Source organism: Acidovorax sp. SUPP1855, assembly GCF_030158955.1.
In the GTDB taxonomy this organism is placed as follows: domain Bacteria; phylum Pseudomonadota; class Gammaproteobacteria; order Burkholderiales; family Burkholderiaceae_C; genus Paracidovorax.
This window is the reverse complement of sequence record NZ_BQXI01000015.1, coordinates 73,989-86,419: the sequence shown is the minus strand read 5'-3', so window position 1 is coordinate 86,419 and position 12,431 is coordinate 73,989. Positions and strand designations below refer to the sequence as shown.

Sequence of the window (12,431 nt, the reverse complement as noted above, 5' to 3'; positions counted from 1 at the left end):
TGCAGGCCGCACCCGATCCACGCGGTACCGCTGTCCCCACGGTGGATTTTGAGGGTCGCGAAGAACGGCGTTTGCCCATCCATTCCGTCTCGAATCCCGAGACACCTTTCTCCACCCTGGCAGGGAGCGTGGCCGGAAACCGCCGCCTCCGTTGTCCAACGAAAGCAGCGTCCATGAACACCACGGTCAACGGCTACACAGCCTCTCTCAGCATCAGCATCGGGCGCGCCCAGCCCGGCAAAACGGCGGGCAACACGGCCGCGCAGACCAAGGAGGCCGCAGCGGCCCTGGCGAAATACATGCACCAGAACGGCATCGACACGCAGACGCCGAATGGGCTCTACGGGCTGGCCCGCAACACCTCGGGTCAAACGCCCGAGGACGTCTCGGAAGCGGCGAATTTCATGCTGACCCACCCGGACATCTACGCACTGCTGGACCCCTCGGGCGGTGACGGTACCGCGGACGTCTCCAGTTTCGACTTCGCGGCGCGCGGCGGCTACGACGCGCAACTGCAGGACAGTGCGCCAGAGAGCGCGGTGCCCATGAACGAGCAGGCCGCCTCCGGCGCCATCGCAGCCTTCATGCGCCAGAACCATGTGCCGTCCATCGACCCCAACACGCTTTTCCAACTGGCCAAGCGGCCCAACAGCGACACCTCGCCCACCGTCTCGGCGGCAGCGAAGTTCATGCTGCAGAACCCCGAGTCCTATCGCCAGATCGAGACGAACGACGGGGGCGCCGCCGACGGCCTGTCGGAATCGGACGACTTCGAGGCGGCCGCCCAGGGTGCCCTTTCGGGGCTTTCGTCGCCCCGGCCCGCCGGTGGCTCCACGCTGCAGCCCCTGGCCGACCAGGACCGTGTAGCGCCGGTGGCGCCCCGCGCCCAGCAACGGTCCGCCCCTGCCGAGCCGCCCATGGACGCGCAGGATGCCTCCCGCATCCTGGCGGATCACATGCTCCAGGGGAACGCCTCGCCGCTGGCACGCCTGTTCAAGCCCCAGGCGATGACACCCGAACGGCTCTATCAACTGGCCGAGGGGGGCAAGGCCTCTCCCGAGGTGGCGGCGGCCGCGAAATTCATGCTCCAGAACCCCGATGTCTACCGCGCCATCGAAACCCATGACGTGCCTGGCGCGGACGGCAAATCCGGCGTCGGAAACCTGCTGGCGGCCGCGCGGGGCGAGGTCCCCGGCGTGGGCGGCCAGGCCTCCAGCGCCTTGGGCAACGTCCTGCAACTGCTGCGGCAATTGCTGGCGCAGCTCCAGGGCCCGACCGGTCAGCCGCAGCCGACGCAGGCCCAGCCGATGAACGGCCAGAGCGCGGCACGCGTCCTCGCCGACCACATGGTGCAGGAAGCCGGTGGCGCGCTCCACCTCTTCGGCAAGCGCTTTCTGCCCAAGACCCAGCCCATGACGCCGGACCGCCTGTACCAGCTGAGCCAGGGACAGGGCAAGGTAGCCGAAGCCGCGAAGTACATGCTCCAGCACCCCAACACCTACCGCGCGATCGAGACGCGCGACGTGGCCGGGGCCGACGGCAAGTCCGGCCTGGGCAACCTGCTGGCCGCCGCCCGCGGCGAGATCCCTGCCGTGAAGGGCGCAACGGACTCCCTGGACAGCCTGCAAAAGCTGCTGCAGCAACTGTTGAAGCTGCTGAAGGCCCATGCAGAGCCGAACCCGCCCCTGGACGGCCAGAGCGCGGCACGCGTCCTGGCAGACCACATGGTGCAGGAAGCCGGTGGTGCGCTCCACCTCTTCGGCAAGCGCTTTCTGCCCAAGACCCAGCCCATGACGCCGGACCGCCTGTACCAGCTGAGCCAGGGACAGGGCCAGGTGGCCGAAGCCGCGAAGTACATGCTCCAGCACCCCGACACCTACCGCGCGATCGAAACGCGCGACGTGGCCGGTGCCGACGGCAAGTCCGGCCTGGGCAACCTGCTGGCCGCCGCCCGCGGCGAGATCCCCGGTGTGCAGGGCCGGTCCGGCGGCTCGGCGCAGGCCCTCCTGCCGTTGTTGCAACTGCTGCTGCAGCTGCTCAAGGCCACCTCGAACACCCAGCCGCCACTGGATGGACAGAGCGCTGCGCACACCCTGGCCGACCTGCTGCAGCAGCAAGGTGGCTCGATGACGCCCGACCGCCTCTACCAGCTGAGCCAGGGCCAAGGCGAGATCGCCGACGCCGCGAAGTTCATGCTCAAGAACCCCGACATCTACCGTGCCATCGAGACGCACGACGTTGCCGGGGCCGACGGCAAGTCCGGCCTGGGCAACCTGCTGGCGGCCGCGCGAGGCGAGATCCCTGGCGTCGAAGGCGGCGCGGCGCAACGCACCGCAGGCGCGAGCCGCTCCGTGCTCGATGCGCTGCTGCAACTCCTGCAGTTGCTCACGGGCCAGGGAACCGCGCAGTCCAACGGCGCTTCGCGGCCCACCCGGCCCGTGCAGCCATCGCAGCTGGACGGCCAAGGCGCCGCACGCATCCTGGCCGACCACATGCTGGGTTGCCACGCCGGACTGCTGGCGAAGGCCTTCGGCGGCAAGGACATGACGCCGGGCCGCCTCTACCAACTGGCCAAGAGCGGCACGGCATCGCCCCAAGTCGCCGCAGCCGCGAAGTTCATGCTCCAGAACCCCGACACCTACAAGGCCATCGAGACCCACGATGTACCTGGCGCCGACGGCAGATCGGGTGTCGGCAATCTGCTGGCCGCCGCGCGCGGCGAAGTGCCTGGCGTGGGTAGCACGCCGGCTTCGAGCGCCGGCATTCTCCAGTTGCTGGCCCAGGTGCTTCAGGGCCTTCAGTCCCGTGAGCAGCAGCGCGTGGTGCAGATCGAAATGCGGGTGAGCGTGAGCGTCCAGGTCTCCGTCAAGGCCTGACCGACCCCTCGAAGACGCAATGGGGACGATGGCCTGGGCAATGCCCCAGGCCATCGTCCCTTTTTCTTGCCCGCCGCTGCCGAGCGAACGAAAAAAAAGGGCCGGCGATCATGTCGCGGCCCTCGTGGAAATCAGGGAAATCAGCGGGTGGCGGGATACCTGTCCAGCACCTTGCGCACGTAATCCTGCGTCTCGCGAAAGGGGGGAATCTTGTAGCCGTGCCGCACGACCGCCCCCTCGCCCGCGTTGTAGGCGGCCAGGACCAGCTCGGTCTGGCCACTGAACTTGTCGGCCAGAAAGCGCAGATAGCGCACCCCGGTCTCGACATTGACGGCGGGCGTGAACAGGTCGGCGGAGGACGGCGTGCCAAAGCGCGCGGCCGTGGCCGGCATCAGTTGCATCAGGCCCAGCGCGCCCTTGGGCGATCGGGCGTTGGGCGCGTAGGCCGACTCCACCTCGATCACGGCCTGGACCAGGTGCGGGTCGATGGCATGGCGGGTGGCGGCCGACTCGATCACCGGCCACAGCGCTTCGTGGCGCCAACGGGGCGTCACCATCGCCGTGGGCCAGACCCCACCGGACGGCGCGGCACCAACGGTGCGTGGGGCCCGGATCACGCGCACGCTTGCCACGGCGGCCGCGCTGGCCACGGGATCGTCCGCGTCTGCCGGATCGGCCGGCGGGTCAGGCAGCTCGACCGCCCGGCATTGCCCCACGATCGCCGGATAGCGCTTGGCAATGTCGAACGCCACGCGCACCGGATCGGACTCCGGCCCCTTCACCCAGCAGTCGTAGGCGATGAGTGCGTTGGCGCCACACGCCTGCAGCGCCGCCGCTGCCACCAGCGCATGGCGCTGCCAGCGCACCATCACAACAGGCCCAGGTGGCGCAGCACCGGGGCACGGCTGGCAAAGAAGCAGCGGGCGCTGTGCGCCAGGCGTTCGGCCGGCATCTGGCCCTCGCCCTCGCCTTCGAACCGGGCCCGCATCGCCTGGACCATTTCGTCCGCGGTCTGCGCGCCCTGGCAGGCGGCACGGATCTGCGCCATGGCGAGCGGCGACCAGCCCATGGCCTGGCCGCTGGCGGCGCAGGACAGGTAATGCAGTCCATCGTCGTCCGGCCGCTGCATGACCGCCTTGTTGAAGCGCTGCACCGATTCCCGAGCGCTCTCACGCAGTGCCACGGGCAACGCGGGATGCACTTGGGCTTCGTTTTCCAGCAGCATCAAGGCATCGACAATGAAATCCGCGCCCAGCGATGCCAGCTCGGGCCGGCGGGCCAGTTCGCGGGCGGTGGCGGGGCCTTCTGCCAGCGCGTCCAGCAGGCGCAGGGCGGTGGCGCCGTCCACATGGTCGGCGGCGCCATCGGACAACGGGCTCTCGCGGGTTTCGCTGCGCGCGGTGGCCAGGATCCAGGACCTGTCCAGGCGGAACTGCACATGCTGCTGCGCGCTGGCCTGGGGAGCGCCCCGGGTGTACAGATCCCAGCGGAAGGACCGGTTCACCGCGAAGTCGCGCAGGGTCTCCCGCAGCACCGGGTCATCGACCCCCCGAAGCAACTCCCGCGTGGCCGGGGGCAGGATGGCCGCATCCACCTGCTGGGACAGCACCGCAGGCGCTGCGAACTCCAGCCCCGCCTCGGCCATCTCGGCGGCGACCTGGTGAAAGTGCATGGGGTGCCAGTCGGGATTGAAATACTCGTGCGCAGCGTAGTGCGGATCGAGCCGCCGCAGCCCGTAAAGGCGCGCCTGCACCGAGAGGTCGTCGGAGAAATAGGCGGGGTTCACCTTGGCGAAATCGTCGAGGAAATCCAGCGTTTGCGACAACCGCTCGATCGGCGTTGCGCTGACCGGAACCTGGCGCAACCCATGCAGGTTCACCAATTCGCGCAGCGGCATCTGCGCGGCCCAGCCTGGCAGTGCGTTGTGGCTCACGAACACGACGCCTCCGGGGCGCAGCCGCTCGGCGATGAAACGCATCACCACCTTGCGCAGCGACGGCGAGATCCAGGAGTACACACCGTGCATGGAGATGATGTCCATGGGGGGCAGGTCACGATCGAGCAAGGTCTCGAAGGCGTCTTCGAACACCTCCACGTTCGACAGGCCCGCGTCCCGGGCCAGTTCGTTGGCATAGGCGACGTGATGGGGGTTGAAGTCGTTGCCGTAAAAGCGCATGTGCGGAAAGCAGGCCGCATGCGCCACCAGCGGCAGGCCGAACCCCATGCCCAGCTCGAAGCAGTTCAGTGGGGCCGACAGATCGGGGCCGCACACGCCGCGGGACTCCAGAGCCACGCTCATCTGCGCGGGCGAGAGGGCGCGGTAGTAACCGCGGGTATAGGGTTCGCTGCGCACGTCGAGCACGGCGGGCTGGGGTGATTTCATCGGTCTTCCTCTGAGCGTTGGGACGGTGACAGGGCGTGTGCACCTTCGCTTTTCGCGAAAGGCACCAACGGCTGCGCCCATTGCAGCCGCAACGCGCGGCCAGGCCGGTCCAACAGTCGAAACGATGGCCGGAAAGGCGAAGCAGAGGCACCATGTCGCACCCTGCCCGCCCCATGCCGCGCATGCCGGCGCCCCTACCGGTGCCCTTCGTGACAACCCTGGCGACGGGCCCTGAACCACCGAAATCATGGCCTTCGCGCCGCGGGCCGTGTCTTCGCCTGCGGTGCCGCGACGGCGGTGGGCCCCACCTACTCTTCGTTTGCCAGACAACGAACCGGAGTACTGCGTTGAAGTCCACCGCCCCCATCCCTCGCAAGCCATCCGCCCCCTCGGCCTGCGGCATGGGAGCCGTTCAGCGCGACACCCTCGCCGCCGTGCTGCTCGCCCTGTCTCTCACCGGGTCCGCTCTCGCACAGCCCTCCATGGGCTACATGAAGATGTCCCACCAGTTGGGCAGCCTCTCCAGCATTTCCGCCTCCGCCAACCCTTTCGCCGTTCCGGCGGCGGACCGCACCCAGGGCGATGCCGCCGTGGCCACCCGGCCCGTCACGATGCCATCGGCCCGGGCCACATCGCTGTCCGCCGCGCAAGCCCTTCCCTTGCCACCCAGCGCCATCGAACCGGCGGCCTGGGAGAAGGGCCGATTCGTCTACCGGGCGGAAAACAAGCGGATTGCGGACGTGCTGCAGGACTTCGCCGCCAGCCGCGGCACCCCAGCCATCGTGGCCGACGGGGTGGACGGCGTGGTCAACGCCAACTTCGATCTCAAGCCGCGCGAATTCCTCGACAGCGTCTCCCGTGCCTACAACCTGTTGTGGTACCACGACGGGTCGGCGTTGTACTTCTATCCGGGCCGCTCCATGCAAAGCCGCATGTTCCGGCTCAAGGGTTTCAACCGGGAACAGGTGGCGGAGTTGCTGCAGTCGTTCGACCTGGGCGACAAGCGCTACCCCATCCGGTTCAACGAGGCCAGCAGCACGCTGTATGCGTCCGGTCCGCCCCGGCACCTGGAACTGGTGAGTTCGGCCCTCGAAGCACTCGACGCGGGTGTGACCGACAACAACGCCCGTACGGCGCGCGTCTTCTCGCTCCAGTTCGCCTCGGCAGGCGACCGGGCCGTGGGCAACACCACCGTGCCGGGGGTCGCCTCCATGCTGCGCAAGCTCTACGGCGAGCGCGAAAAGGAAGGCGCCAGCATCGCTCCCCTGGTGCGGATGATGGACAAGGACACCGACAACACGCGCAAGAAGCTCGGTGCGTACATCCCCCTGCCTTCGGCCAACCAGTTCCTGCCCCCGCTGCCGCGCGCCACCAACCAGGACGCCAGCACGCCGGCCTCCGACCTGCGGCCGCTGACGCCCCCTGCGAAGAACCCCGAAGAAGACAACCAGCCGCGCTTCGAGGCCGACGAGGGCACGAACTCGGTTGTGGTTTTCGGCCGCGCCGACCGCATGGCGGAGTTCGAGACCCTGATCCGCCGGCTCGACCAAAAGCCCCAGCTGGTCGAACTGGAGGCCACCATCATCGAGGTCAACTCCGATAGCGTGGATGCACTGGGCGTGAACTGGACCTTGCGGGGCAGCGACACCAACATCAGCATGAACCTGTCCAACAGCCTCATGCCTGCCGCGGCGCTGGGCACGATCGTGGCCGACGCGGGCCGCCATCTGCTGGCCCGCGTGAACGCCCTGCAGGGCGAGGGCAAGGCCCGCGTCCTGTCCAAGCCCTCCGTCATGGGCGTCGCCAACCGGACCGCCGTCATGCGCGAAAAACGCGTGGCAACGGTGCGTGTGGCCGGCAACCTGGAAGCCAACCTGTTCCAGATCGAGGCCGGCACGCTGCTGGAGATGACGCCGCAGGTCACCCGCATGGACGGCAGCAACAACATCAAGCTCACGCTCTACATCGAAGACGGAGCGTTCGAGACGAACGTGGTGGACCAGGTCCCCATCGTGAAGAAAACCGAAATCCGCACCGAAGCCCATGTGCGCGAGGGCGAGAGCCTGCTCATCGGAGGCATCACCGTGGAGTCGGAGCAATCCCAGAACAACGCCGTTCCCGGGCTTTCCAAGCTGCCGCTCGTGGGCGGGGCATTTCGCAACAACGAGCGCCAGACGCAGCGCACCGAGCGGCTTTTCCTCATCACGCCGCGCCTTCTCAACAACGGCTCGCCCGCCGCCCCTGTCGCCTTTTTGAACGAGGTTCGCAAGCCATGAAGCAGCTTCGCATACTGACCGGCCAGCATGCCGGCGCACAGATAAATTTGACTTCAACGCGCTACCTGATCAGCGCGGAAGACGCAGCAGATATCCAGCTCACCGACTGGACTTCGGATGCGATGTTGATCGAAGCGGGAGAGGACGGAATGATTCAGTTCGCGCTGTCGCCACAAGGCTCTGCTCCGGCATGGCTCCCCATGGAGGATTTCACGCCCCATCGCATGGGTGACATCGTGCTGTGTACCGGCCCCGGCAACGCCACCTGGCCCGCCAGCGTCGATCTGATCGCCCGTCTCAGCCAGGTCCCCGTGGTCGCTCCCCAACGCCGCAAGGTGTCGCCGGTGGTCCTTTCGGCGGTGGTGGGAACCGCGCTCATGACCGCGGCGCTGAGTGCGGCCGTCGCGCCGTTGAGCCCCTCCAAGAAGGATCGCCCCGCCACCGACTCCGTCGCACGTGAGGCGGCGCCCAAGGAGCCGCTCCTGGTGCGGGTTCAGCGCGCCCTGGCGACGGCCCCGGTCTCCGGGCTGGAGGTGATTGCCCAGGCGGATGGCGTCATCGTGCGCGGCCTGCTGGCCGAAGCCTCGGATGCCGACACGGTACGCCAGCTGCTGGCGCCCTTCAAGTCGGAACGCATCGTGCACGCCTATGCGACGAGCACCGAAGTGGAGCAGAGCATCGCCGACGCGATTGCACGCCCGGGACTCCGTGTCCACCACCTGGGCGAAGGACGCTTCAACGTCACCGGCGACACGCAGAACCTGTCGGCGCTCAAGGACAGCGCCACGCGCATCGCGTCCGACTTGGCACCGCTGGTCAAGCGGATCGACGTGAGCGCCGCAGAACTGCCCCCTGCAGGCGTCAAGCGCATGAGCGCGCTGATGAACACCGGGGACCTGCAGTACGTACAGACACGCGACGGCGTGAAGCACCTATCGCCGCCGAATGCAGAGAGCCTGGCCGCCAACGACTGGTCGGTTTCCCGTTAACCCTTCACCCAACGAACGCCAACACCATGACTGCTTCCAACGAATCCATCATCTTCAGCGACCTCGCCAACCTGGACCAGGCGCTCACCGAGGACAAGAGTGGCGACCGTGCGCGGGCCATGATCCGCTACTTCGCGGAGATCGCGGATGAAAGCAGCGACATGCTGAAGTCCACCCAGGTGGACGCCGAGCGCCAGCTCGTCACGCAGCTGATCCAGGCGTTCTACGCGTCGCAGCGCGTGATCCAGCGGATCTGGGAAACCCTGCACGGCACCACCCTGGCCGTCTGAGACACAAGGAGCCCCTCCATGCTGGTCCTCGAAGCACCCACCGCGGCCAAGAGCGCATATCCGGTGATCTACCGCAACCTCATGACCGTGGGTTTGCTGGGCACGATCTACCGGGTGGGCGAAGACGCGCAAACCATCCACTCCACCGTCGAGATGACGCTCGAAGATGCCCACGGCTACTCGCTGTACCGCACCGTTGCCATGGCGATGGCCGGCCAACTGGGCGAAGCGCGGGAGGCCCTCGCAGCGCGCATCGAGGAAGAACCTCAGAACGGCGAGAACAAGATCGCCATGGCCGTCGCGATGCTCTTTGGCGGCGACCGGGGCTGGCGCTACTGGATCGACAACGTGCTGGCCACCCACTCAGACCAGGAGGTGCGCGAAGCCGCCTTCGGGGTGCTGAAGTACGTGGGCCAGCAAGGCCGGGGGGTCTCCCTCCACTGAACCGAAATTGGCATGGCGGCATCCGGCCGGCATGCCTCAACGAATGGAGGCCGCGCGGTGTGGCCTTCAGCAACGCGGAATGTTCCGCACTTCACCTGGGAATCCAAACATGTCCACGAGCAAAGCAGACGGCGATACGAAAGCCCTGATGGGCCGCATGCAGCAGCAGCAGAACAACCAGAACGCGATGACGGCACTGCAAGCCGAACTGAGCGAACAGCAAGGTAAGAACGCTGTCGTCTCCAACATGGCCGATGCGTTCCAAAAGAACTCCAAGGCCCTGTCGGACAAGCAAGCGCAAGGCGCGGGCTAAAGCGGCATCGCGCCATGGGCTCCAACGCTCATGGTGCTGCACTTTCTCTTTTCCAACGTTCAACTTTTAAAGGAATTCAATCATGTCGACGAGCAAAGCAGATGGCGATACCCGTGCGCTGATGGGCCGCATGCAACAACAGCAGGACAACCAGAACGCCATGACGGCACTGCAAGCCGAGCTGAGCGAGCAGCAAGGTAAGAACGCCGTCATCTCCAACATGGCCGATGCGTTCCAGAAGAACTCCAAGGCCCTGTCGGACAAGCAAGCGCAAGGCGCGGGCTAAAGCGGCATCGCGCCATGGGCTCCAACGCTCATGGTGCTGCACTTTCTCTTTTCCAACGTTCAACTTTTAAAGGAATTCAATCATGTCGACGAGCAAAGCAGATGGCGATACCCGTGCGCTGATGGGCCGCATGCAACAACAGCAGGACAACCAGAACGCCATGACGGCACTGCAAGCCGAACTGAGCGAGCAGCAAGGTAAGAACGCCGTCATCTCCAACATGGCCGATGCGTTCCAGAAGAACTCCAAGGCCCTGTCGGACAAGCAAGCGCAAGGCGCGGGCTGATGCTGCATCGCGCCATGGGCCGCACCGCTCATGGCGCAGCACAGCCTTTTACTTTTTCCCTCACAGGAGAGCCCCCATGGTCAACAAAGCAGATGGCGACACCAAGGCCCTGATGGCCCGCATGCAGCAGCAGCAGGACAACCAGAACGCCATGACGGAACTGCAAGCCAAGCTGAGCGAGAAGCAAGGCCGCAACTCCGTCATCTCCAACATGGCCGACGCGTTCCAGAAAAGCTCCAAGAGCATGACGGACAAGCTTGCGCAGGCTGCGGGATGAAGCGATCGGATCCTCTTTGGATCCAAGGCGTTCCCCCCGCGCATGGATTGCAAGCCTGTCCGCAGCCGCCGCAGGCCATGCCACCTTTCATCACCACGATCGTGACCCTTCTGGCTTGCGCTTCGTACGTCGTACTGGTGAGCGCCGAGGCGGACCATCAACCGACGCCGGCGCAGGGCTGTACGCGAGCCCAGGCCGTCTATGCAGAAGAAACAGGAGTGTTTTTATGAACCCGAAATTTGAGCGCAAGGAATTCGTTACCGCGCTGATCAAACTGGTCTACCGGACCATCGCCCAGGGCATGAACGACGAGGCGTCGGACATCCTTGCCGGAATCCGCACGGTGCGCCCCAAAGTGGCGGAGCTGGACATGATCGACGGCTGGATTTCCTTCCGGCGCGGGGCCTACCGCGAATGCATCCAGCTCGTGCGCACTCTGGAGAACCACCCGGAACAGTGGGGTTCCGCGAAAGCCATGATCGCCAACTGCCAATACATGCTGGGCGATCGCGGCTGGGAGATGACGCTGAACGAGCTGGAGCAAGGCAACGCCGGCCCGGACGCACTCGAACTGGTCAGCGGCCTGGTCATCAACCGGGCCCGGGCCGCAGGCACGTTCCAGGAAACCACCGAGGCACCCAAGCCCGCCGAGGCCGCCAGCGTTTCCGCGTTCCAGATGCCTTTCATGTTCATGCGCGCCTGACACCCCTTCATTTCCGGAGAATCCACCATGGACCCCATCGGCAGCATTGGCGCGGCATCCAGTTCCCTCATCGTCGATCAGGCGTCCAGCCCCTCGATGAACATGAGCGCCGTCGCGGAAAAATTCGCCCGCATGATGAAGGACGCGCCCCCGCTGTCCTCCGTGGAGACCGAGAGCCCGTCCACGCTGGGCAAGATGCTGATCAATCAGGACGAGTCCATCCGCAAGGAAATCCAGGACACGGCGGCACTCATGCAGGCCGCGATCCAGCAGCCGCCCGGGGTGGACCTGACGGCGTACCAGGTCACTCTGATGTACCAGTTCGCCGGCACCCACTTCCAGGTCCAGGCGATGAGCAGCCTTGCGCAAACCGCCAAGACCGGCCTGCAGACGCTCATGCGCAACCAATAACCCCCTTCAGCGAAGCACCCATCATGGCGCAATCCCTCTGCTCCCGCGCGGCGACCTACCGCCAGTTCGCGCGCCGCGCGCTGATCCCGTTGCTGCTGTTGCTGGCCCTCACCGGCTGCAAGACGGACCTCTATACCAAGCAGACGGAAACCGATGCCAACGACATGGTGGCCGCCCTGCTGGAAAGCGGTGTGCAGGTGAGCAAGGCCACCACCGATGCCGGCAAGACTTGGAACGTGCAGGTCGACCAGGACGATGTGGTTCGCTCGCTGACCGTGTTGCGGTCCTATGGCCTGCCCCGCGAGCGCCACGTCACGCTCGGCGAGATGTTCAAGAAGGAAGGCCTCATCTCCACGCCGACCGAAGAACGGGTGCGCTTCATCTATGGTGTGGCCCAGCAGCTGGAGGCCACGCTGTCGCAGATCGACGGCGTCGTCACCGCACGGGTGCACATCGTGCTGCCCAACAACGACCCCTTGGCATCCTCGGTCAAGCCGGCCAGCGCTTCGGTCTTCATCAAGTACCGCGAGAGCGCCAACCTGGCAGGGCTGGTCGCCGGCATCAAGAACATGGTGGCACGCAGCGTCGAAGGGCTGGCCTATGAAAACGTGACCGTCACCCTGGTGCCGGGCATGCCTTTGAGCCCTGCCGTGCTGAAGGAAGAGTCCAACAACAGCCTGTGGATCGGCCTGGCCGCCGTGCTGTTCGTCCTTGCCGCGGCGGGTGGATGGCTGGCCTGGAAGCGCCCCGCATGGCTGCCAGCGCCGCTGCGGCGCAAGGAAGCCAGCGCATCGCAACCCGCCGCCGATGCCGCCAAACCCATCCCGGTGTCGACCACAACGGCCGCGGGAGCCTCGGCATGACGCCCCTCCCCGACACGGACAATGGCCTGGGGCA

The 12,431-nt window shown here is 66.3% G+C and carries 14 protein-coding genes; 12 read left to right on the top strand and 2 right to left on the bottom strand.

The genetic code is table 11. The features are described 5' to 3' along the window. Nucleotides 1-173: 173 nt before the first annotated feature. Complete coding sequence (locus AVMA1855_RS14735; protein WP_284426272.1) at nt 174-2,876, top strand: hypothetical protein; 2,703 nt, start codon at nt 174-176, stop codon at nt 2,874-2,876. A gap of 140 nt (nt 2,877-3,016) precedes the next feature. On the opposite strand, the gene AVMA1855_RS14730 is transcribed toward AVMA1855_RS14735, so the two are convergent. Together AVMA1855_RS14730 and AVMA1855_RS14725 are read right to left on the bottom strand one after the other, a co-directional pair. Further along, complete coding sequence (locus AVMA1855_RS14730; RefSeq protein ID WP_284426271.1) at nt 3,017-3,745, bottom strand: lytic transglycosylase domain-containing protein; 729 nt, start codon at nt 3,743-3,745, stop codon at nt 3,017-3,019. Continuing rightward, on the bottom strand, nt 3,745-5,259 hold the full coding sequence (locus AVMA1855_RS14725; RefSeq protein ID WP_284426270.1) for a methyltransferase regulatory domain-containing protein: 1,515 nt from the start codon (nt 5,257-5,259) through the stop codon (nt 3,745-3,747). The genes AVMA1855_RS14730 and AVMA1855_RS14725 overlap by 1 nt, the downstream gene beginning before the upstream one ends. A 347-nt stretch (nt 5,260-5,606) precedes the next feature. On the opposite strand from AVMA1855_RS14725, the gene sctC reads away from it, so the two are divergent. From sctC to sctJ, 11 genes are all read left to right on the top strand, one after another. Next, on the top strand, nt 5,607-7,535 hold the full coding sequence (gene sctC, locus AVMA1855_RS14720; RefSeq protein WP_284426269.1) for a type III secretion system outer membrane ring subunit SctC: 1,929 nt from the start codon (nt 5,607-5,609) through the stop codon (nt 7,533-7,535). Then, nucleotides 7,532-8,524 carry a secretion protein gene (locus tag AVMA1855_RS14715; RefSeq protein ID WP_284426268.1) on the top strand — a complete coding sequence of 331 codons (993 nt, stop codon included), beginning with the start codon at nt 7,532-7,534 and terminating at the stop codon, nt 8,522-8,524. The genes sctC and AVMA1855_RS14715 overlap by 4 nt, the downstream gene beginning before the upstream one ends. 26 nt (nt 8,525-8,550) lie before the next feature. After that, a complete protein-coding gene (locus tag AVMA1855_RS14710; protein ID WP_284426267.1) occupies nt 8,551-8,814 on the top strand; it encodes a hypothetical protein in 264 nt (87 codons plus the stop codon). A gap of 18 nt (nt 8,815-8,832) precedes the next feature. Beyond that, nucleotides 8,833-9,258: a hypothetical protein gene (locus AVMA1855_RS14705; RefSeq protein ID WP_284426266.1), complete on the top strand. Its 426-nt coding sequence runs from the start codon at nt 8,833-8,835 to the stop codon at nt 9,256-9,258. Nucleotides 9,259-9,367: 109 nt separating this feature from the next. Beyond that, a complete protein-coding gene (locus AVMA1855_RS14700; protein WP_284394232.1) occupies nt 9,368-9,571 on the top strand; it encodes a hypothetical protein in 204 nt (67 codons plus the stop codon). A gap of 82 nt (nt 9,572-9,653) precedes the next feature. After that, nucleotides 9,654-9,857 (top strand): hypothetical protein, encoded by a 204-nt coding sequence (locus AVMA1855_RS14695; protein ID WP_284394233.1) that lies wholly within the window; start codon nt 9,654-9,656, stop codon nt 9,855-9,857. Nucleotides 9,858-9,939: 82 nt separating this feature from the next. Next, nucleotides 9,940-10,143, top strand: coding sequence for a hypothetical protein (locus AVMA1855_RS14690; RefSeq protein WP_284394233.1), 204 nt, complete (start codon nt 9,940-9,942; stop codon nt 10,141-10,143). A 76-nt stretch (nt 10,144-10,219) separates the two neighbouring features. Then, nucleotides 10,220-10,420, top strand: a complete 201-nt coding sequence (locus AVMA1855_RS14685) for a hypothetical protein (protein ID WP_284394234.1) — start codon at nt 10,220-10,222, stop codon at nt 10,418-10,420. A gap of 226 nt (nt 10,421-10,646) precedes the next feature. Continuing rightward, on the top strand, nt 10,647-11,123 hold the full coding sequence (locus AVMA1855_RS14680) for an HrpB1 family type III secretion system apparatus protein (RefSeq protein ID WP_284394235.1): 477 nt from the start codon (nt 10,647-10,649) through the stop codon (nt 11,121-11,123). Nucleotides 11,124-11,150: 27 nt separating this feature from the next. Continuing rightward, the gene (locus AVMA1855_RS14675) at nt 11,151-11,534 is read left to right on the top strand and encodes a type III secretion protein (protein ID WP_272565623.1); all 384 of its coding nucleotides are present in this window, start codon (nt 11,151-11,153) and stop codon (nt 11,532-11,534) included. A 23-nt stretch (nt 11,535-11,557) separates the two neighbouring features. Then, the gene (gene sctJ, locus AVMA1855_RS14670; RefSeq protein ID WP_284394236.1) at nt 11,558-12,397 is read left to right on the top strand and encodes a type III secretion system inner membrane ring lipoprotein SctJ; all 840 of its coding nucleotides are present in this window, start codon (nt 11,558-11,560) and stop codon (nt 12,395-12,397) included. The last annotated feature ends 34 nt before the right edge of the window (nt 12,398-12,431 follow it).